The sequence below is a fragment of the Vibrio sonorensis genome (assembly GCF_001854765.1).
GTDB lineage: Bacteria > Pseudomonadota > Gammaproteobacteria > Enterobacterales > Vibrionaceae > Vibrio > Vibrio sonorensis.
The window spans coordinates 156,915-177,425 of sequence record NZ_LJJE01000022.1 but is presented as its reverse complement, the minus strand read 5'-3'; the positions used below and the strand labels follow the sequence as shown (position 1 = coordinate 177,425).

At 45.2% G+C, this 20,511-nt stretch carries 24 protein-coding genes and 2 pseudogenes; 12 read left to right on the top strand and 14 right to left on the bottom strand.

What is annotated here, in order from left to right; translation table 11 throughout:
* Nucleotides 1–17 precede the first annotated feature (17 nt).
* The 3 genes from BLO31_RS04565 to rsuA form a co-directional block, all read right to left on the bottom strand.
* A complete protein-coding gene (locus BLO31_RS04565) occupies nucleotides 18–671 on the bottom strand; it encodes a DUF2913 family protein (protein ID WP_070963088.1) in 654 nt (217 codons plus the stop codon).
* Entirely contained in the window at nucleotides 671–1,876 is a 1,206-nt protein-coding gene (locus BLO31_RS04560) for a Bcr/CflA family multidrug efflux MFS transporter (protein WP_070963087.1), read from the bottom strand. The genes BLO31_RS04565 and BLO31_RS04560 overlap by 1 nt, the downstream gene beginning before the upstream one ends.
* A gap of 156 nt (nucleotides 1,877–2,032) precedes the next feature.
* Nucleotides 2,033–2,734: a 16S rRNA pseudouridine(516) synthase RsuA gene (rsuA, locus tag BLO31_RS04555; protein WP_070963086.1), complete on the bottom strand. Its 702-nt coding sequence runs from the start codon at nucleotides 2,732–2,734 to the stop codon at nucleotides 2,033–2,035.
* Nucleotides 2,735–2,931: 197 nt separating this feature from the next.
* Between rsuA and radD the strand changes: the two genes are divergently transcribed.
* The 5 genes and pseudogenes from radD (at nucleotide 2,932) to rplY (ending at nucleotide 7,693) form a co-directional block, all read left to right on the top strand.
* Nucleotides 2,932–4,668, top strand: a complete 1,737-nt coding sequence (gene radD / locus BLO31_RS04550; protein ID WP_070963085.1) for a DNA repair helicase RadD — start codon at nucleotides 2,932–2,934, stop codon at nucleotides 4,666–4,668.
* Between the two features lie 113 nt (nucleotides 4,669–4,781).
* Entirely contained in the window at nucleotides 4,782–5,177 is a 396-nt protein-coding gene (locus BLO31_RS04545) for a PepSY domain-containing protein (protein ID WP_070963105.1), read from the top strand.
* 1 nt (nucleotide 5,178) lies between these two features.
* Nucleotides 5,179–5,837: pseudogene (locus BLO31_RS04540) on the top strand (response regulator transcription factor).
* Nucleotides 5,827–7,167: an ATP-binding protein gene (locus BLO31_RS04535; RefSeq protein WP_070963084.1), complete on the top strand. Its 1,341-nt coding sequence runs from the start codon at nucleotides 5,827–5,829 to the stop codon at nucleotides 7,165–7,167. Before BLO31_RS04540 ends, BLO31_RS04535 begins: the two are co-directional and overlap by 11 nt.
* 247 nt (nucleotides 7,168–7,414) lie before the next feature.
* Nucleotides 7,415–7,693 (top strand): 50S ribosomal protein L25, encoded by a 279-nt coding sequence (rplY, locus tag BLO31_RS04530; RefSeq protein ID WP_070963083.1) that lies wholly within the window; start codon nucleotides 7,415–7,417, stop codon nucleotides 7,691–7,693.
* Between the two features lie 141 nt (nucleotides 7,694–7,834).
* Here rplY and BLO31_RS04525 read toward each other — a convergent pair whose 3' ends face one another.
* The 5 genes and pseudogenes from BLO31_RS04525 to BLO31_RS04505 all read right to left on the bottom strand — a co-directional run bounded on the left by BLO31_RS04525 (nucleotide 7,835) and on the right by BLO31_RS04505 (nucleotide 10,985).
* A complete protein-coding gene (locus tag BLO31_RS04525; protein WP_070963082.1) occupies nucleotides 7,835–8,155 on the bottom strand; it encodes a heavy metal-binding domain-containing protein in 321 nt (106 codons plus the stop codon).
* Between the two features lie 64 nt (nucleotides 8,156–8,219).
* Nucleotides 8,220–8,702 (bottom strand): annotated as a pseudogene (locus BLO31_RS04520) (OsmC family protein).
* A gap of 78 nt (nucleotides 8,703–8,780) precedes the next feature.
* Nucleotides 8,781–9,146 carry a PilZ domain-containing protein gene (locus BLO31_RS04515; protein WP_070963081.1) on the bottom strand — a complete coding sequence of 122 codons (366 nt, stop codon included), beginning with the start codon at nucleotides 9,144–9,146 and terminating at the stop codon, nucleotides 8,781–8,783.
* A gap of 160 nt (nucleotides 9,147–9,306) precedes the next feature.
* Complete coding sequence (locus BLO31_RS04510) at nucleotides 9,307–10,185, bottom strand: DMT family transporter (RefSeq protein WP_070963080.1); 879 nt, start codon at nucleotides 10,183–10,185, stop codon at nucleotides 9,307–9,309.
* Nucleotides 10,186–10,274: 89 nt separating this feature from the next.
* Nucleotides 10,275–10,985 (bottom strand): helix-turn-helix transcriptional regulator, encoded by a 711-nt coding sequence (locus BLO31_RS04505; protein ID WP_070963079.1) that lies wholly within the window; start codon nucleotides 10,983–10,985, stop codon nucleotides 10,275–10,277.
* A gap of 133 nt (nucleotides 10,986–11,118) precedes the next feature.
* On the opposite strand from BLO31_RS04505, the gene rarD reads away from it, so the two are divergent.
* Complete coding sequence (gene rarD, locus BLO31_RS04500) at nucleotides 11,119–11,997, top strand: EamA family transporter RarD (RefSeq protein ID WP_070963104.1); 879 nt, start codon at nucleotides 11,119–11,121, stop codon at nucleotides 11,995–11,997.
* A 239-nt stretch (nucleotides 11,998–12,236) separates the two neighbouring features.
* The gene (locus BLO31_RS04495; RefSeq protein WP_070963078.1) at nucleotides 12,237–12,458 is read left to right on the top strand and encodes a hypothetical protein; all 222 of its coding nucleotides are present in this window, start codon (nucleotides 12,237–12,239) and stop codon (nucleotides 12,456–12,458) included.
* Nucleotide 12,459: 1 nt separating this feature from the next.
* Here BLO31_RS04495 and BLO31_RS04490 read toward each other — a convergent pair whose 3' ends face one another.
* Nucleotides 12,460–12,708 carry a DUF1289 domain-containing protein gene (locus tag BLO31_RS04490; protein ID WP_070963077.1) on the bottom strand — a complete coding sequence of 83 codons (249 nt, stop codon included), beginning with the start codon at nucleotides 12,706–12,708 and terminating at the stop codon, nucleotides 12,460–12,462.
* A 243-nt stretch (nucleotides 12,709–12,951) separates the two neighbouring features.
* On the opposite strand from BLO31_RS04490, the gene BLO31_RS04485 reads away from it, so the two are divergent.
* From BLO31_RS04485 to BLO31_RS04465, 5 genes are all read left to right on the top strand, one after another.
* Nucleotides 12,952–13,395: an META domain-containing protein gene (locus BLO31_RS04485; protein ID WP_070963076.1), complete on the top strand. Its 444-nt coding sequence runs from the start codon at nucleotides 12,952–12,954 to the stop codon at nucleotides 13,393–13,395.
* 234 nt (nucleotides 13,396–13,629) lie between these two features.
* Entirely contained in the window at nucleotides 13,630–14,772 is a 1,143-nt protein-coding gene (locus BLO31_RS04480) for an ABC transporter substrate-binding protein (protein WP_070963075.1), read from the top strand.
* Between the two features lie 24 nt (nucleotides 14,773–14,796).
* A complete protein-coding gene (locus BLO31_RS04475) occupies nucleotides 14,797–16,497 on the top strand; it encodes an ABC transporter permease (RefSeq protein ID WP_070963074.1) in 1,701 nt (566 codons plus the stop codon).
* A complete protein-coding gene (locus BLO31_RS04470; RefSeq protein ID WP_070963073.1) occupies nucleotides 16,463–17,110 on the top strand; it encodes an ATP-binding cassette domain-containing protein in 648 nt (215 codons plus the stop codon). The genes BLO31_RS04475 and BLO31_RS04470 overlap by 35 nt, the downstream gene beginning before the upstream one ends.
* A complete protein-coding gene (locus tag BLO31_RS04465; protein WP_070963072.1) occupies nucleotides 17,103–17,708 on the top strand; it encodes a CDP-alcohol phosphatidyltransferase family protein in 606 nt (201 codons plus the stop codon). Before BLO31_RS04470 ends, BLO31_RS04465 begins: the two co-directional genes overlap by 8 nt.
* A 36-nt stretch (nucleotides 17,709–17,744) precedes the next feature.
* On the opposite strand, the gene BLO31_RS04460 is transcribed toward BLO31_RS04465, so the two are convergent.
* The 5 genes from BLO31_RS04460 to BLO31_RS04440 all read right to left on the bottom strand — a co-directional run bounded on the left by BLO31_RS04460 (nucleotide 17,745) and on the right by BLO31_RS04440 (nucleotide 20,456).
* The gene (locus BLO31_RS04460; RefSeq protein ID WP_070963103.1) at nucleotides 17,745–18,683 is read right to left on the bottom strand and encodes a class I SAM-dependent methyltransferase; all 939 of its coding nucleotides are present in this window, start codon (nucleotides 18,681–18,683) and stop codon (nucleotides 17,745–17,747) included.
* Nucleotides 18,684–18,834: 151 nt separating this feature from the next.
* Nucleotides 18,835–19,317: a DoxX family protein gene (locus BLO31_RS04455; protein WP_070963071.1), complete on the bottom strand. Its 483-nt coding sequence runs from the start codon at nucleotides 19,315–19,317 to the stop codon at nucleotides 18,835–18,837.
* A gap of 19 nt (nucleotides 19,318–19,336) precedes the next feature.
* On the bottom strand, nucleotides 19,337–19,591 hold the full coding sequence (locus BLO31_RS04450; RefSeq protein ID WP_070963070.1) for a hypothetical protein: 255 nt from the start codon (nucleotides 19,589–19,591) through the stop codon (nucleotides 19,337–19,339).
* Complete coding sequence (locus BLO31_RS04445; RefSeq protein WP_070963069.1) at nucleotides 19,588–19,836, bottom strand: Rossmann-fold NAD(P)-binding domain-containing protein; 249 nt, start codon at nucleotides 19,834–19,836, stop codon at nucleotides 19,588–19,590. The genes BLO31_RS04450 and BLO31_RS04445 overlap by 4 nt, the downstream gene beginning before the upstream one ends.
* A 20-nt stretch (nucleotides 19,837–19,856) precedes the next feature.
* Nucleotides 19,857–20,456, bottom strand: a complete 600-nt coding sequence (locus tag BLO31_RS04440) for an NAD-dependent epimerase/dehydratase family protein (RefSeq protein WP_070963068.1) — start codon at nucleotides 20,454–20,456, stop codon at nucleotides 19,857–19,859.
* Between the last annotated feature and the right edge of the window lie 55 nt (nucleotides 20,457–20,511).

Below are 20,511 nucleotides of genomic sequence, written 5' to 3'. Positions count from 1 at the left end.
TCACGCCATTTGTTCAGTTATTTAACGACAAAACTCAGTGGAATTTCCGCTACTTGGTCTCCGCGGTTGTTTGGGAAAACAAGGTATTCACCGTGATACTTTACATTCGACTTATAGTCGGTCACTTTGTGCACCATAAAGCCCGCTTCTGATGCCATTTCTACAAATTGAGCGTGATTGCCGCGAACAAACCAACTCATAGTTTTAACGAGTTTTTCACCGTCGAAACACGAATCACATTGCTCAGAACACAAAGCTAAGGAGTGTTGACCTTCAGTATAAATTTGAATTTTACCTTCACCAACTAATGGCTCCGACGTCGAGACTTCCCAGCCTTCGCTTTCCATTTTGTCTAAGAACCGTTCAATTTGCTTATCTGTTATTTCAGATGCTTGAGTTAGATGATGCGCATAATAACCAGAAATTCGTTTAAAAATAGGCTCTAATCCGGCTTGATTTCCCTTGGAACGCCCCATCTTTTGCCAGCGAATAAGGTCATCTCCGACACAACGATCAAATGATTGTGTTTTTAACGCTTTTGTTACCCAACGAACCAGAAAGTGATTGTTCGCCACTGGTGCATCAATGAGCTTGCCCTTTGCGTGCTCTGTGGCTAACTCGTCTAAAGCACTGTTTACGAGTTTCTGAATTTCTGTTGTGTAATCTGTCATTACGCTTTTCTTCCAAATATCCAATAAAAGGCTGCCGACAAAATCGAGCATGCCGTCATAACAAGAATCATAGGCCATACTTCCCCATTGGGAAGTATGGCGACGCAAGCACCGATCAGAGAACCGATACCAAACCTAAGTGTCCCTGCCATCGATGATGCCGTACCCGCGATATGCGGATATCCGCTAAGTAGTAGCCCCATCGCATTACTGCCAATTGTCGAGAGTGTACCGATAAACATAACGACAAAAGGCACCGTGCCCCACAGACCAAGGTTTGCAACCCAACCGGAAAAAAGGCCTACACCCGCAACGAGCTGGACGGTTAAACCGATTCTTAACATAGTATGTGAACCCAGCTTTTTAACTAGCTTGCCGTTAAGGGTGGTCATGATAATCATGGCAATAATGTTCAAGCCGAATAAATAACCAAAATGCTCTGGCTTTACACCGTAGATATCAATATAGACAAAGGATCCAGCAGTTAAGAAGGCGAACATACCTGAGAATGAAAATGCGCCGGATAACATCAACCCTAACGCAACCGGGTTGCGACATAAGTTGATGTAGTTACGCACTGTCGCTCCCAATCGCAGTGGTTGGCGTTTATCACAAGACAAGGTTTCGGGGATCTTCCAAAGGACCAGTGCTATAACGACCAAGGCAAACAGGGCGAGTACCCAAAATATTGATCGCCAGCCAAACCATACTGCTAAATAGCCGCCGATCATTGGGGCAATGAGTGGCGCTAACGTAATCACAAGAGTGACAAACGACATCGCTCTAGCGAAGTCTTCACGATCAAACATATCTCGAACAACAGCTTGAATAATCACCGCAGCAGCGGCTCCGGCAAAGCCTTGTGCCGCTCTTACCCAAGTAAGAGTATCAATATCATTCACCGACGCGCTAAAAGCAGCAGCGATACCAAAAAATAACACTCCACTTAATAAGACGGGACGCCGGCCATAACTGTCTGCCAAGGGGCCATGAATAAGCTGACCAATGGCAAAACCAGCGGTATAAGTCGTCAGCGTAATCTGCACTTGCCCCGCTTCTACCCCCAACTCTTTAGCAATCGCGGGCATAGCGGGTAAATACATGTCGATAGCAAGCGGGGTCAAAGTACCGATTGCTCCCAACACCATAAACAAAACAAAGTTTAAGGTTTGCGGATTTGAGCGAGACAAGGTTGAATCAGACATAAATTTCCTTAGTTGACGCAACATCCTTGCCGCTGCCAGACAGACGTAAAACTGGGTAAATTTTCTAATATTTACCCCACTGTGACGAGCAACTTATTGGAAATAGATTATTTCCTAAAACGCCCTACTGCTCACCGTGAGCAAGTTGCACTGGTATTAGTTCCAAATCGAGTCAATTTCTTCCTGAGTCAGATAACGATACTCACCGGGTTCTAACGTTTCGTCGAGTTCAATGTCTCCAATTCGCTCTCGATGAAGATGCTCAACCTTATTGCCAAGTGCGGCAAACATGCGTTTCACCTGATGATATTTGCCTTCCACTATGGTCAGTAGTAGCTCGTTTTCATCTTTATCGACCACTTCCATCAAAGCGGGTAATGTCGGCTCTTTTTCATTGCGCAGTTCAATACCTTGGGCAAGCTTTTCAGCGTAGTCTTCGCCAATGGGATCGCTAAGCCAGACTCGATACGTCTTCTCACATTTATGTCGAGGAGAGGTGATGCGGTGGCTCCACTGACCATCATCGGTAATGAGAACCAAACCTGTGGTATCGACATCCAGTCGACCCGCAAAGTGCAAGTTTTCCATTTTCACCTCATCGAGGAGCACAAACGCGGTATGGTTGAAACCATCTTCGTGCGAGCACACATAACCATCGGGTTTAAACAACATGATGTATCTCGGACCGGGTTTGCCGATCTCTCGACCCTGCCACTCGACCAAAGCATCGTCTTTTACTTTGGTGGCACCGCTCTTCACTACCACACCGTCTATTTCAACGTCGCCTGATTTGATGATCTTAGTGGCTTCTTTGCGCGTCGCACCTAGGGCATCACATAAATACTTGTCTAAACGCATGATGAATCGCCTGTTTGCTCATTGGGAAATGGACGCGCATTATACCTAACTCTTACTTATATTCCAGATAGCTAGCCCCACTCGCATGGGCATTTTATTTGCAGCTCTAACGACGCCTCATCGAACTTAGTTACGTTGTGTTGCAGTAAAGTAAACTGGTAGACTTTACGCAATAGTAATAATAGCCAAACTGTTTGATGTACACTCTTCGCCCCTATCAAAGTGATGCGGTTAAAGCCGTCATTCATTACTTTCGAAAAAACAGTCATCCCGCCGTACTTGTCTTACCAACCGGAGCGGGAAAAAGCTTAGTTATCGCAGAACTCGCCCGTTTGGCAAAAGGCCGCGTTTTGGTTTTGGCACACGTTAAAGAACTGGTGGAGCAAAATCACGCTAAGTATGAAGGTTACGGTTTGACTGGCGCCATTTTTTCAGCTGGATTAGGCAGAAAGGAGACCGACCAACAAGTGGTTTTCGCCTCGGTACAATCCGTGGTTAGAAATCTAGAGGCATTTAAAAATCAGTTTTCTCTACTGGTTATTGACGAATGTCACCGCGTACCAGAAGACAAAAACAGCAGCTATCAAAAGGTAATTAGCCATCTACTCGCGCTTAATCCCGGCATGAAGGTGCTAGGGTTGACCGCGACACCTTATCGACTCGGTATCGGTTGGATCTACCAGTACCATACAAGGGGTTTAGTGCGTAGCCAAGACCCTCGTTTTTTCAAAGACTGTATTTTTGAACTCCCTATTCGCTATCTGTTAGACGAAGGATTCTTAACACCAGCAACACTCAAAGACGCGCCAATACTGAGTTATGACTTTTCCCAGCTCAAACCCACTTTAGCAGGGCGTTACAAAGAATCTGAGCTCGATATGGTCATTGATCAAGCGAAACGAGCCACACCTCAGATAGTCCAGCAGATCATAGATCAAGCACTAAACCGCTGCGGGGTTATGATCTTTGCCGCCACGGTGAGACACGCACAAGAGATATATTCGTTGCTACCCAGTGAAGAGACGGCAATCGTAATCGGCGATACCCCATTACCTGAACGCGACCAAATCATCCGCGATTTTAAGCAACGCAAAATCAAATTTTTAGTCAATGTATCCGTCCTTACTACGGGTTTTGACGCCCCACATGTCGATTTGATCGCCATTTTGCGCCCAACTGAGTCCGTTAGCCTCTACCAGCAGATCGTCGGTAGAGGACTAAGGTTATCGGATGGAAAAACAGAATGTCTTGTGCTGGACTATGCGGGTAATAGCTACGATCTGCACCAGCCAGAAGTGGGCGACCCAAAACCCGATTCTGACAGTGAAATCATCACGATCCCCTGCCCCGCTTGTGGATTCAACAATAACTTTTGGGGAAAGTTGGATAGTAATGGTTACTTGCTCGAACACTTTGGCCGCCGATGTCAAGGCTACTTCACCGATGAAGAGACAGGGGAAAGAGAGCATTGCGGCTATCGTTTTCGAGCCAAATATTGCAATCAGTGCGGTGCCGACAATGATATCGCAGCGCGGATCTGTCACGAATGCGATGCCACATTAGTCGACCCAGATAAAAAACTCAAAGAAGCCCTCAACCTCAAAGATGCCTTGGTGTTTGAATGTGTTGAAATGTCCCTTGCCGTACACCGCGATGAAAAAGGGAAAACTTCACTCAAAGTCTCTTACTGCGGGGAAGAAGGCGCACAGGTTCACGAGTTTTGGTCTCTCACCACCAAGGGGCAAAAAAAGCGGTTTCTCGACCTATTTGTTAGGCCGCATTTAGCGGATAAGCACCGTCCATTTGACGCAGTATCACCAACCAAAGTGGTTAACAACCAACACCGATTTAGACCTCCTCAGTTTGTGATAGCGCGCAAATCGGGTCGTTTTTGGAAGATGAGAGACAAAGTATTCGATGACGAGTTTAACTAACCCGCTCTCGAATTGGGCAAAATCGTAGAGAATTCACGTCTTACCCATATTCACTTTCGATTCATAGACGAATGCGTATACTCTTTAAGAGCTTGATGATACCGGACAGCAAAATGTTGAAATCTAGAATATTAATCTTAGCCTTGCTCGTTGTGTGTAGCACCCCCATTTGGGCTCATAGCCACGAAGAAGACGGTCACGCCCTAGTGCAAGATATTCATCGCGCTGGTGCTGAAATCGATATCGATGAGGACCAAGACGAGGTATACGAAGCCGTTAAACAAGGTCTGATTAAGCCATTTTCGGAACTCTATGCCACCGTGGACACCCATCTTAATGGGCGTGTTATCAAAGTAGAGCTGGAAGAAGATGATGACGAGTGGATGTACAAGCTAAAACTGGTCCATGACAACAACATCATTCGAGTTCGCTACGACGCAACTACCCTAGAAATGGTTGAGATCGAAGGTCGAAATCTCCAAAAAGTGTTACAACTGGGAAGCCAATAATATGAAAATACTGGTTGTCGAAGATGATCTGCGCTTAGGCGAACAGATCATCGATACCTTGGAACAAGCAGGTTGGGTTCCAGAACTTTCCAACGATGGCATTGACGCCTCTATCGCGCCACTTCTGAAGAGTGGGACGCGATTGTCCTTGACTTAGGATTGCCCAAATTAGACGGATTAACCGTTCTCAAAAGTATCAGAGACGAAAACATCAACACCCCTGTCGTTATTCTCAGTGCAAGAGACAGCCTTACCCAAAGAGTTGATGGTTTAAATGCCGGTGCAGATGACTATCTGACCAAGCCTTTTGAAATGGTAGAGCTTATCGCTCGAATCCGCGCCCAGTTAAGACGCGCTTCTGGTAACGCTTCACCAGTTATGCAGGTCGGAGACTTGAGCTTAGATACCAGAACATCGAAAGTGCTATGGCAAGGACAAGTTATCAGTCTAACCGCGCTTGAGTACAAAGTTGTCGCTTACTTTATGCACAACCCTAGCAAAGTTATCTCTCGCACCGAACTGGTCGAACACATCTACAAACAAGATTTTGACCGCGACTCGAACACCATTGAAGTATTCATAGGTCGAATTCGCAAAAAGATCGCCCCAAAAGTGATTAAAACGGTTCGCGGTTTGGGATACCAGCTCGATGCGAGCTAAGACTCTTTATCGACTCAGTTTAAAGCGTCGCCTGATCATGGCGGCGTTGTTTTGGTTAACCGCCATGATCCTTGCTGCAGGGATTATCATACCTAAGCTCATCCACGAGTATCTAGCCGACGACATGGAAAGCCGCCTCGCGCTTTCTATGGATGAGATCACAGCCCACCTTGAGCTGACTGATACTGGTCAACTGGTCGTGACGTCTTCGCTGTCAGACCCCAGGTTTAACCAACCCTATAGCGGCCTATATTGGCGCGTGCAAAGTGGAGACGAGTACATTCGCTCACGCTCACTCTGGGACAGAAACATACGTTTTAAAGAAAAAGAGAAAAAGCCCGTGGCGTTAGGCGCCAAAAACGAGCCATTAATCTATATCGAGCGTTCAGTATATTTGCCGAACAAAAAGCAGGCGGTTGAGATATTTGTTGGTATTGATAAAGCGCCTCTTACCAAAACACTATCCGACGTGGTGGGACAACTTTGGATAATTCTCGTCATGCTGTTTGCTGGCGTACTGATTTTTGTAGAGTTACAGATCCGTTGGTCACTCAAGCCCCTTAATACAATGCAAAAGGAGCTCAACGCCCTTCGAGATGGCACCCAATCTCGGTTAGATCAGCACTATCCAAAAGAAATCGCTCCCGTAGTTCGCAACCTTAATGCCCTGCTCTTCCACTATCAAGAGCTGCTGTCTAGAGCGAGACAGCATGCCGGAAATCTCTCCCACGCACTTAAAACCCCGCTCTCAGTGTTGAAAAATGAAGCGGCAATGTTAGATAGCGATACTCAAAGCAAAATTACCCCATCTCTAGAGCAGTTGCAGCAGCACATCGACTACCATTTAGGGCGTGCGAGAATGGCTGGGGCGATGAACATACTATCAGTAAAAAGCACGCCTGCACTTCGCGTGGATGCCATTTCGCAGGCATTCGATAAAGTCTATGCCCATAGGAACATCACCTTAGTCAATGAATTGGACAGCGATCTAGAAGTAGCTGTCGAATCTGCCGACCTCGATGAGATGTTAGGCAACTTACTAGAAAATGCTTACAAGTGGGGACACTCTCTGATTCGCGTCTACGCCGTAATCACAAAAGACAGTGTTACTTTGGTTATAGAAGACGACGGAGAAGGTATACCTGACTCCCAACTCGAAAGAGTTCTAGAACGTGGTATTCGCTTAGACGAAACCGTTTCAGGAACTGGTCTTGGGTTGAACATAGTGAGCGAAATGGCCCATAGCTACCGAGGAGCTTTAACACTTGAAACAAGCGCTAGTGGCGGGTTAAAGGCTAATCTGCGGCTTTTAGCGGGCCAATCAAACTAACCGATAACTTGGCTAGCAAAATTTCCCCCTTACAAGCCGAGTGGAATCTTTTGTCTAAGACTTGCTGTACATAGCTTAAGCAATTGAAAGCGCGCAGGCTTTTATCCGCCATTTTTCTTGCTCAAAACCATAGACAATGATAGTATCCGCGCTCGCTTTCACCATTATTGGTTTGAAAGCTGAACTATATAGACAAGGTCGCATTGTCTATACGCGAATTTAATTTTCTAATTTGAGAGTAAATACTATGAAATTTGAAGCAGTAGTACGTACTGAACTAGGTAAAGGTGCGAGCCGCCGCCTACGTCACGCTGGTCAATTCCCTGCTATCGTTTACGGTGGTGAAGCAGCACCAGTTTCTATCGCTCTAAACCACGACAACGTTGTGAACCAAATGGACAAGCCTGAGTTCTACGAAGGTATCGTTCTAGTAATCAACGGTGAAGAAGTGAAGGTTAAGCCTCAAGACGTTCAGCGTCACGCTTACAAGCCAAAAGTTGAGCACATGGACTTCATCCGTATCTAGTTCTCTTTGAATTAATCGGATTAAATCCAACCTTTTGCATACTAAGATTATCGGCCTTACCATCCGAGACATCTAAAAAATTAGAAACCCCAGAGCCTTACCAACTCTGGGGTTTCACCTTTCTAGAAGCCAAGCAAGTCGTTATTTAAATTTAACGGCGGTTCCGCTCACACTGACCATCATCATACTGCCACCTTGGCCAACCACTTCGTAGTCAATATCAATACCGACAATTCCGTCTGCACCGAGCGCTCTCGCCTTCTCTTCCATCTCGCGAAATGCCGTTTCGCGCGCACGGCCCATCTCTTGTTCATAAGCACCTGCTCGGCCACCTACGACATCGCGAATTGCGCCAAAGAGATCTTTAAAGATATTGGCACCCAAGATGGCTTCACCAACAACAATATCTAGATAAGTGTCAATGGGTTTGCCGTCCACGGTAGAAGTCGTTGTTTTAATCATCTAATTGTCCTTTTTGATTGCAAAATGTGTTGACCACTAAGGTATAAAAAACTCGATGGACATACTAGTCGTTGTTATCCCTTATCAAACTTTCGATAACAATCTCTGTGGTCACAGAATTAGCAATAAAACAGTGTTGATGGGCGAGTTGATGCAGTTTATCCAACTGATCAGTCGAAGGCTGCTTAGCTCCTTCAAAAACGACATCAGGCCTTAGGCTGACCTTAGCCACTTTACCAACACCAGAAGAGGTATACTCCAGCCACCCAGTGGCTTTGTCTTAATAAGTGAGCACCACATAACGCCTTTTCGCAGCAATCGCCAAAAAGGTAAGCATATGACAACTCGAAATAGCGGCAACAAAAGCCTCTTCAGGATCAACGGCCTCTTCGCACGATAGTGGAAGTGGAACAACGTGCGGCGAAGGAGACGCATCAACAGTGATTCCACCATCAAACTTCCATTGATGACCGCGGTAGAACTGGCTATCGACAAACCTGTCCTCATCCTGCTTTTTCCAAACCACGTCAACCTTAAATTCCGTCATATAAACTTCCTGTTTGCGGTTGGTACAATAAAAAACGAGCACTTGATTAAGTGCTCGTACTCAGTGTGTTCTAGTTTGTTAAACGACTTCTTCTTCGCGCAGTTTTTTAAAGTAGGCAGGATATTTCTGGCGTATATGTCTCTGTTCCGCCACCATATTTTTAAAACTAGGGCCCTTATCCAAACGAAAGACGACCTCTCCAGCATCAAACCTTAGAATTGCACCTTGGATTTTAACGTATTCTTCGTTGTGAAGATTAAGAGTGCCTTGCAGAATCAGGCCGCGATACAAGCTCGATTTGTCGTTCATCACAACGCGGATGCCTTGCTCTGACACCTCACTCACGTGAAACAGCTCGTCGTGAAATTTTACCGAAGGCCTAGCGCGCCTTGGGTATCTCAGGCGATAATACTTCCGCTTCTGTGCGTAATTGGTATCACTCATTCCATACTCCTAACCTTGCATAACTGCTTTGCAAAGTCTCCTTTCAATACCTATATTTTAGTGAATTCTCTATAAGACACAAATATTTATCGACCTAAATCTACTTATCTTTAGTACTTTAGTATGATCCAAGTCGACAATGCAAAAATATGTCGTCCCGTTAACGCTTGATTCGCTTAAGCTTCACCATGGTATCTGGATGAACTTGCGCAATAACCACTGCACTGACTACACATGCTAACGCAATAAACAGTTCTAAACTCCAGTCGGCATATCCGGTAGATATAAGTAAAACGGATGAAATAACGGGTGCCGAAAAACTCAAACATGCCAACAGAACTTTGTTCCCTCGCTTGAGTCCATAATCCCATAGGTAAAACGCGCCACCTACCGGACCAATACCCAGTAATAAAATCCCCAAGTATTCTGATAATCCACTCACTTCGTAATTGGATTCCAACAAAAAATGAGATGCAAAAGACAAGCCACTCACCACAATGGACAACCAAGCAATATCTTGTGTCTCGCTTTTCGTACCAGACAAAAAGGCCGAGTATGAAGACCAGATAAATGCGCAGACGATCGCTAACAAATACCCCCATATATCTTGCTCATATGATGCCGAGGTTTGATTCTCTGACCCAGAAGTAATCAAAAGAGCGACACCGAAAAAGCCCAACCCGCCACCAAAGAGCACTTGCTTTCGGTTCTCTCTATTACTGATAAACAGCGCCAGTAAAAGGGGCCAAGAATAGACGATCAAACTGACTTCAATAGGAGAAGAAAAGCGTATCGCTGCAAAATAGCAAAAGTGAAAGCCAAACAGGCCAATAATGCCAAATAGCCATTGCTGGCCGTTCATGCTGGGAGTAAAAAAAGGAGGTTTTCGATCAATTGCGCGTTTGATTGTCACTAAAAAAGCGGAGATAAAAAAGCAATAGCCCAACAATAAAAACGGTGGAACACTACTAGTAAGAACACTTAATAAGGCTAATGAGCCCCACAAAACAATAGCAATAAAACCGACAGCGTTAGCCATAAACATTCCCTTTTAGATAAAAACTGATGCGTTGACAATATCAATAATTAACAAAGAAAATGTGCAGATGAGACGCTATTTCAGACTGATTAGCTCCTTTTTAACTCTCTTGGTGTTTGGCCATAAAACTGGTGAAAACGTCGGCTAAAAGCGGAAGGGTCGAGATACCCGACTTGCTGCGCAACAATCGCTATCGGTGTATCTGTATAAATGAGTAATGACTTCGCTTTTTCCATCCTCACTTTGGTTACATACTGCATAACACTCATTCCCACCGATCGCGTAAAAAGCTTCTTGAGCTGAGTCGCGCTAAGACAAGCGTGATCAGCGAGATCCTTCACTCTATGCTCAATTTCTGGGTAGGATTGAACTCTAGCAATCACTTTAGCGACGCGAAAATCATACTTAGCTACCAGAGGCAAACCTTCCACCAAGGAGATAAACATTTTGAACATGGCTTCTTCATGCTCAGCGATTAAGGCGCTTGAAATGGTCTGCTCGATAAAGTGGAGGTAAGATTGCAGAGCGTCGTTGATTTGGAACCACTGCTTGTCAAAAGCGTGCATATTTTGCGGCAATTGATTAATGTCGACGACGATAAACTTCGCCTTTTCATCGGCTTTAAAGTCATGCCATTGACCAGAAAGTATGACAATCGCTTCACCCACACTCACTAGATAGGCAGTTTGGTTTATTTGGATTTCTATCGAGCCATTTAGCGGTAATACCATTTGATGGTATTCATGCTGATGACCTCGAATGTTTTTGGTATAGGAACGTATGGTAATTCGATCGCTCATTTGCCCAAAACTCCAGTTTAACAAGATGAAAACATTACTATTTGCAGATAAAAGCGGTATAAGTAAAGTCAGTGTGCCACAAAACAAAAACTGAGTGGAGCTGACTTCAGGCGATGCGAAGCGAGAACACTTGATGAAAGCAATCCAAAATGGCAACACAATGGCGGCCATCTCTTTCACCCTATGGGGGCTACTCCCACTCTATTATCACTTTCTGCCCAACGCCGCTACCGATGAGCTTTTAGCGGTGCGCATACTCTCGTCGGTACCTCTAGCGATCGTCATTTCTCGTATTATCACCGGACGATGGCCTGATTTTCGATGGTTGATACAGCAAAAGCGCAATGCACTATTGTCTTTGATTGCAGGCTTGCTAATGAGTGTATCGTGGTGTGCCTTCGTTTGGGCATTGACCAATGAGAGAGTGATGGACGCCAGTCTGGGATTTTTTATAAGCCCTTTAACTATGATTGCGCTGGGAGTTTTGATACTCAAGGAGCGCCTATCTCAGGGCCAAAAGATCGCGCTAATATTTGCAGTTCTCGGATTGGCTTACTCGATTTTTCACTTCGGTGAACTGCCAATTATTGCCATTTCAATGGCTCTATTTTTCACCCTTTATGGCTGGGCAAAACGAGAGATAAGATATGAGTGGAGCCAAGGCTTGATCATGGAAAATCTCTTGCTTGCTCCCATCGCTCTCATTTACATGCTTGTCAAGAGTATCGACCACTCTAGTCAATTTAGCGATTCCGATTATGCCACACAAGCTTTATTCATCGGCAGCGCGTTGGCTACCCTCTTACCATTGGTTTTCTACTCAGTCGCGATCAGAGTAACGCCTATGTCTAATGTTGGCCTAATGCAATACATCGAACCCAGTATCCAGTTTCTGTTGGCAATATTTGTCTTTGCTGAGCCGTTTAATCATGTAAAAGCGACAAGTTTTGGCCTGATCTGGCTAGGTTTAGCATTTTTACTCTACGAATCCTATCGGCTCAGGAAATGTTAAGCCGCTTCTTTTTGACAAGGTAATGAGTCTTTCGTTAATTTTTTATTACTACCCTAAGAGATAAGCATTTTTCTAATTTCTTGATAAGTAGGGTGTTATCTTCCTTAATATCATTAACTAAATATTCCTCTTTTTCCACGGGTTATTTTTTGCTCATTTTTTTTCGTAAAACGGGTTGACGTAACAGATCCTCACTCCTAGTTTTTTTATTTAGAAGTCACCGACAGGAGGGAGCCATCATGAAAAGAGCCAGCAATTCATATCGTCTTCAACTAATCAAGGAAGTAGCGACCCGGCATGAGCGAGTGAGTAGCGGCGACCCGATGGCCTCTTATATCCAACGGCTATTAGACTCTCAAACAGAAGATGATAATCACGTTGAAAACAACCACAGGTTCAGTGGGAGTCACTTTGATGATCACGCTGGGGGTTGGGTGAGTGACAAATGGCAACTCAAATAATCTAGAACAGATCTTGCTGAGGGTTGTTACCCTCTTCATTATCTTTCGCCGCCGCCCCTTTTGCTAACATCTTACGGCGATATCTCTGGCGACAGAGCTTTATCACGTGTAGCTGCTGGGCGGGGGTAAAAGAGAGCCAGTTGAATCTCTCTTCCCGTTTGCGCATGCACCCCTTACAATAGCCCTTGTCATCGACGTCACAAACGCCAACACATGGGTTGGGTACAGTAAAAAATTCAAGCTGCTCCATACCGGCTCCTATTGCTAATTGTGCCAATGAACTCTTGCTCAGATCTCTAACAACCAAAAGCCCTTAAAATCAAATAGTAATACCAATAAACATCCATTTTAGTATTCATTAAATTACACCTTGGCATTTATGTGATACCGACCAAACTATGACTCTCTTCTGACAAAAACAGTGTTTTATTGCTTATACTTCAACTCTCAATTGGTTCACCGTTTTGGTAATCACTTACCGGAGTTATTTGTTATGAAGCTTAGTTCAAAAATGTTGCTCGCTGCAATCTCACTGCCATTAACACTTGCTGCATGTGCCAGCAGCTCTGACCGTGCTGCGACTATCACGGCAAGCGACCTACAACACCACAACTGGAACCTAGTTCAGATTGATGGACGTGACATTGTCACAAAGGAAGGAGGTAAAAGTCCTCGTCTAGAAATTGGTGAGAACCTCACTGCCAACGGCAATGCGGGATGTAATAACTTTTTCGGTCAAGCCGAACTCAAAGACAATCAACTGCGTGTAGATAAAATGGGCATGACCATGAAGATGTGCATGGGAGACCGAATGGAAACTGAGCAAGCATTCAGCGCAACACTAATGGACTGGAGCCAAGTAATGCTCACGGACCAAACTCTGACCTTAAAAGGTAAAACGCACACTCTTACCTTTGAACTCGCAGAATGGAAATAACCTCATTTCCCCTTTGTTTACTAAGAGCAGCTTTTAAAGCTGCTCTTTTTGTTTGCCTAATTTAACCCAACTGGCGCTTACCGATAACTATCATTTTATCTCCCGTATTCAAACGAGACCCAATCCATCATTTGTGCAAATACTTAAAAAAAATCAATTTTTTCGTTCATAATGGAATAAAAAGTAAAGTTCTCCGGTCTCCACAATCAAGTAATCTAACAATAAAGGAATATTATGAAACGACTTCTCGGTTTACTCATATCCATAGCAGTCTCTTTCCAAGCCTCAGCACAAGACGATTGGCAATCCGTTGTTGAAAAAGCTCAAGGGCAAACTGTCTATTTCCACGCGTGGGGAGGTAGCCAAACCATCAATGAGTATCTTCGCTGGGCAGGCAATGAGTTGTCCAAAGAGTATGGCGTGACGCTTAAGCATGTCAAAGTGACTGATATTGCGGAAACTACTACTCGTCTTATCGCAGAAAAAGCGGCCGGTAAAAATAGCGGTGGTAGCGTTGATATGGTTTGGATCAATGGCGAAAACTTTAAGTCAATGAAGTCCAACCAATTGCTACATGGGCCTTTTGTTAATCAACTGCCCAGTTGGCAACTCGTAGATAAAAGCTTGCCTGTAGACAGCGACTTTTCAGTTCCAACGGAAGGTTTGGAAGCTCCTTGGGGTGTGGGACAACTGGTATTTATCCACGATGAGAGCACGCTAAACAATCCACCAGCCTCGTTTGCCGAGCTGTTAAGCTACGCACAAGCTTATCCAAATAGGATCAGCTATCCAAAACCACCCCAGTTCCACGGCACCAGTTTTTTAAAAGCCTTGCTAATTGAACTTACCGATAACGACCCAGCGTTGCAAAAGCCCAGTGAGGAAGTGAATTTCGACGAGCTGACTCAACCGCTTTGGCAGTACTTAGACTCTTTACATAAAGTGGCTTGGAGACAAGGTAAACAATTCCCTGCTGATAGTTCTGAAATGACTCAGCTACTAGACGATGGTCAACTGGATCTCGCTATCACCTTTAACCCAAACTCAGTATTCTCCGATCAAGCAAATGGCAACTTGGCAGAGAGCACTAAAGCCTACGCGATGGAAGCTGGAGCGCTGAGCAACATTCACTTCTTAGCCATTCCTTGGAATGCGTCTGGCAAAGAAGGCGCTCTGGTTGCTATCAACTTCCTACTCGGCGCTGAAGCTCAATCGCGCAAAGGCGATTTAGAGATTTGGGGTGACCCGTCTGTATTGCAAAACCAGCATTTAGTCGGCACTGCGAAAAAAACCAAACTGTTCTCTTCTATCGCTGAACCACATCCTAGTTGGCAAACGTCTCTAGAAGCAGAGTGGCAAAAGCGCTACGGCAACTAAGCAAATAGAAAGAGAAATAGCCAGATGTTCCGAGCTCTCTACTTATTTGTACTTCTCATCTGTATAGCCCCGATCCTACCGGGGCTCATTGGAGTGGTATCATCCTCATTTGGCTATATTCCCCCAATTGGCCTAAACGAAATCACATTGCACGCCTACATTGCTATCTTTGATTGGGCAGGCGTTGAACGTTCTTTGCTATTAACGATTTCCAGCGCTCTTATTAGTACCTATCTAGCGTGTATTATCTGCTTTGCGATCTTACAGCAGCTATGGTTGAACAAACACTGGCGGAAAATTGAAAGCTCCCTATCGCCCCTGCTAGCAATGCCCCACGTGGCATTCGCTATTGGATTTGCCTTTCTTTTCGCCCCGACAGGACTCGTCGCGCGATGGGCAGATCAGGTGTTTGGGTTTTCCGTAAGTGGTGATTCTCTGCCTTGGTTGGTAAACGATCCGTACGGCATCGGTCTGACTTTGGCATTAGCACTAAAAGAAGTGCCGTTTTTGCTGCTAATGAGCATTCCTGTTCTTCATCAGATCCAAGTAGAAAAGCGACAAAAAATCAGTAGTTCCTTGGGATATTCGCCTGCTCAAACTTGGTGGAAAGCCATTTTCCCTCAGTGGTTTAAGCGAATGCGATTCGCCTTGTTTGCCGTCATTGCTTATGGCGCAGCAGTTGTAGACTTGAGCTTAATTCTCGGCCCCACTAACCCACCCACTTTTTCAGTGCTGGTTTGGCAATGGTTTAATGACCCAGAACTCAATCAGATCCCTAGAGCGGCAGCCGGAGGGATCGTTTTACTCGTTATCACTAGCCTGCTGATGGCTTGTGTTGTTTGGATAGAAAAAACACTGACTAATCCAAGACGCCATTGGCTCATCTCTGGACGGTGTGGAACTGCACTACCGGGTAAGAGCCTCTTTACCGTCTCAGCTCTCCTTGCCATTTTCATTTTTCCATTAATGGTGATTTGGAGTTTTGCCCATCGTTGGCGTTTCCCCGATCTCTTTCCATCTCGGCTTAGCTTGCGATTCTGGCATTACGAGTGGCAGAATATTCTACCCGTGGTCAATCAAACCCTGTTTATTGCAGTGACAGTCGCGGTTATCAGCCTTCTACTGGCGCTCTTAGCACATGAGTATCGCGTTAAACACAGACTTTCCATCCCAGACTATGTAATTGCCTTGCCAATGCTTGTCCCGCAGCTCTCTTTACTATTTGGCATGCAAATATCAACGCTCTATATCCAAGGTGACTTTTTCACTACTTGGGTGATCTGGTCACACGTGTTCTTTGCGTTTCCATTTGTTTACTTAGCGTTAGATGGACCTTGGCGAAGCTACAACATCAACTATACCCGTGCAGCATTAAGCTTAGGTAAAACTCCGTTTAATACTTTTGTAACGGTGAAGCTGCGACTGCTACTACCAGCGGTTATGTACGCCTGGGCGATTGGTGCGAGTGTCAGCTTAGCTCAGTATCTGCCAACATTGATGTTAGGAGCAGGACGCATTAGCACCATCACCACCGAAGCCGTCGCACTTGCCAGTGGTTCTGACCGAAGAGTGACGGCAATATACGGATTATGGCAAGCCGTATTACCATTTATCTTTTTCTCGGCTGCTATGGTTATCAGCCGGATGTATCACCCGTTTCATCGATCTCGCAAAAAGGAAACTAAAACTCATGACACTTTGTCTCGAAAACCTCGCCATCTCTAAGACAAGTGGCGAACCTCTGTTTTCGAATCTATCCCTAACAATAGAGCCCGGTGAAGTCGTTTGTCTAATGGGACCGAGTGGATGTGGCAAGTCTACACTGCTCGACCTTATTGCTGGCCACCTAAGTCCAGAGTTCAGCTATCGCGGATCTATAAAATTAGGGGGAACGTCAATCACAGAGCTTGAAGCTCACCAGCGCCAAGTTGGCATACTGTTTCAAGACGATTTGCTTTTTCCCCACCTCAATGTTTGGCAAAATCTCGCGTTTGCCCTTCCCAATGAGGTAAAAGGCGAACAACGTCGTCAGCAGGCCACACGAGCATTGGAATCTATCCAGTTGAGCTATCTGTCAGAATCTTATCCAGACCAGATCTCCGGTGGACAAAGAGCGCGTATAAGCCTGATTAGAATGTTGCTTGCCAAACCTAAGCTTGCGTTGTTGGATGAACCGTTTAGTAAACTGGACAAAGAACTCAGGATTCAATTTCGCGATTGGGTGATTGGCCAGCTACACCATGCCAACATACCCGCTTTGCTCGTCACCCACGATATTGATGACGCGCCCAATAATGGAAGAGTTCTTTCGTGGCCATGGGAGCACAGCAATGCTTGATCGTTACAGTATAAAGCTGATTCGCTCACCACTCAGCTTGGCGGCCAAAGGACTCAATAAGCTGGGCGTTACCGCAAATCAAACCACCATTTTTGGGTTTTTATTGGGTTGCATTGCTTTCCCTGCTTTGGCTTTTGAGCAGTATGACTGGGCTTTGCTCTTTATTCTGCTCAATCGTATTTGTGATGGACTCGACGGAGCGCTCGCTAGGATTCAAGGCATCACGGATGCGGGGGGATTTCTCGATATAAGTCTAGATTTTCTGTTCTATTCCCTTATACCCTTTGGCTTTGTCGTAGCAGCGCCGCAAAGCAATGCCGTTGCGGGTGCCTTTCTGATTTTTTCTTTTATCGGTACAGGGTGTAGCTTTTTGGCATTTGCGGTAATGGCGGGAAAACGGGGCATTGAAAACCCAGTCTATAAACACAAATCCCTTTATTACATGAGCGGGTTAACAGAGGGAACGGAGACCATCGGCTTTTTCGTACTGTGCTGCTTATTCCCCAGTTACTTTGCAATTTTCGCTTTTATCTTTGGTGCTGCCTGTTGGTTTACTACGGCAACGCGCATTTACTCCGGCTTCTACACTTTAAAGTAAAACATCGCTCGCAGCCGACACAAGGTCGGCTGCCAACTACTTAACTTCAAACACCAATGCTTTAAGCGAGGCTTGTTCGTCGATGTCAGCAAATTCTGACGGATTATCTAAACGATAAGAAAATTTTAGCTCCGGCGCTTCGCGGCGCATTTCTTCGATTAAAAAATCACAGGTCACGGAAGGTGAGTTAACACACGCGAGTACTTTGCCGCCATCCGTTAACAAATCAGGCAGTCGTCTCAGGATCTTTTGATAGTCTTTCGTCAACGCAAAGCTACCTTTTTGAAATGAAGGCGGATCTATCACAATTACACCGTAAGGGCCCGCTTTTTTAATTTTTCCCCAAGACTTAAAAATATCATGAGCAAAAAAAGACACTTTATTTAAGTTGTGTTCGTTGAGCCTGTGATTGTCTCGACCTCTTGCCAGAGAAGACTTAGCCATATCCAAATTCACCACCTTGTCAGCACCGCCTTCTATCGCGGCGACAGAAAATCCACAGGTGTAGGCAAAAAGGTTAAGTACATTTTGCTCTTTCGCATGTTGGCGAACCCACTCTCGCCCATATCGCATGTCGAGGAACAAACCTGAATTTTGGTTTTTGCCCAGCGTGAGCTGAAACTTCAAACCATTTTCCACTACCACAGGTGACAGGTTCCCCTGCCCCAAAAAAACTTCGCTCCGGGCTCCATCACTATATCGATATTGGATATGAATCGCTTCTCCCTGACGCTGCTGCCATGTTTGGCTTTCGCTAAGCGTCTTAAGGCCACTCTTTAACTCGCTCAGGAACGCGTCGTCTACCGACTTAAATATCGAGACCACCAACTGCCCTTGCATCCAGTCACAAGTCAGTTGCTCCAAACCTTCCCAACGTCGTCCTCGGCCGTGGAATAAACGCCTTATTTCATCTGGAGCTTGAGCGAGTTGCTGTTCGATATGCTGGAAAAATGTAGGTAGCGCTGATGCTTGCATGGTGACTTCTCTGTGGTGTTCCAAAATAGGCAGTGCAAACGCTAAGTAAGCGATTGGCCTTTTACCTTTTGCGGCGCGTATTTTGGCACGCATTGCAAAGCCATCTCAACCTCTGATTGCATGACTTTGCTATTTTGGCCTTGTCATTTCCTTAGCCAAGGCGTTTGTTTCCACCTTGTATCGGCTTAATCACCATAAAATAGGCCCAACTTATCAGTATCAATTGAAGCGGTGCTCGAATCAAAAGGTAGATCGGTCCCATCTGCTGCCCTGCTGTCCCTGTATAGTGAAACGCCGAATAAATATTAATTGGGAAAAAGCCAACCAGTACCACAAAGGCCAATAACGCGGCGTAGATTCGATAAGGCTTCAATAGCAATGCGACAGCAATTGCCAACTCCATCAGGCCTGACGCGTATACGAGTTCTAAACGCAGTGGTACCCATGGCGGCAACATTTCAACAAGTTGCATTGGTACAAATAAACGTCCCGATGCAAAGAAGAGAAACGTCAAAGCGAGTCCTAAATACGCGTGCTGAGAGATTTGATAACTTTGCTGCTTAAGTTTAAAAATAAACATCACCATCAAGGATGGCAGTAAAAGTAAACTGATAACAATAAACGGTGTGATCATAAAGCTTGCCCCTACAGGCTTAAAGCAACTGTTTAAAACGCTGCCAAAGCGAAGGTTTTTCAACCTTCAGATACAGAGTTAAGTCTATTTCCTCCCAGCGAAATAGATGTGACAAAACCTCCATATCCTCTTGTGTTACCACTCCTGTTTTTATGCGCTCTACTCGCTGTTGCTCCATTTTTGTCGCTTTAGCAAAGCCACAATTCGTGTGAATTTCTTCCTCCTGAGCTAGGCGCAGTATTGAGTAGCGATTGGCGATTTCTTCTTTGTTCATTGCGTAAACTCCTGTTCGTTTTGAAAGATACTACGAGGAATCCAGCCGAGCTCTTTTATTGCCTTCTGCGCGCTAAACACTTGTTCTAATTCATAACCTTGAGTCCAACTTCCATATGTTTCACGCCATTTTGCTGCTTGATTAAGTTTTGCTTTTTTGGGACTAATTGCCTGAGTCATGAGTTGCAAGGTTGCCGCAGGTTGATCGACTGCTATGTACTCTTCCCCGTACTGACCTTTTTCCAAAACCAGTCGATACAGTTTAGCTAGATTTCGACGTTCAACCAGTGACCACGTATGCTCAAGTGACCTAGCACTGTAGGTTGCCCTGCCCTTTCGAGTTCCCAAAGCAGTATTGGCGGCACATAATACTCTTCTTCACGCACGACGTTCGCTGGGCTAACAACGCGAACATCCAAAGTGCTCGATCGTTTTATCATCTGAATATGGTCGAGCATCCATTGGAAATCGGGGATTGATTCTTTTGGCGTCGTTTCGGTAATCTGATTCTGATGACTTCCATAGTTCCAGCAACCAGAGGTGTAAAGAAGAGTAAGGGGACGAGCTCTATTCTCGTTGTATCCAATCAACTGAGTAACAAAGTTATAGTCCGTCTTGGCCATATCGGCTTCAAAACTACAGCCGGTGTGAATAAGAGCTTCAACGTCATCGAGCTGATTCAACCAAAGAGCAGAGTGGTCTAAATCACCTTTCACTGCAATTGCACCCATCTCTTCTGCCCTGCAAACCGCACCACTACTTCTGCAAAGGACAAGAACTCGATAACCTTCTCCAATCAGTTCTTCGACGATGGCACTTCCTACATTTCCAGTGCCACCAGTGACAAATACATTTATTTCTTTCATCGCTTTCTCCTTTTGGAGATAAGCTAACTGACTTATTAATAAATCTATAGACTTG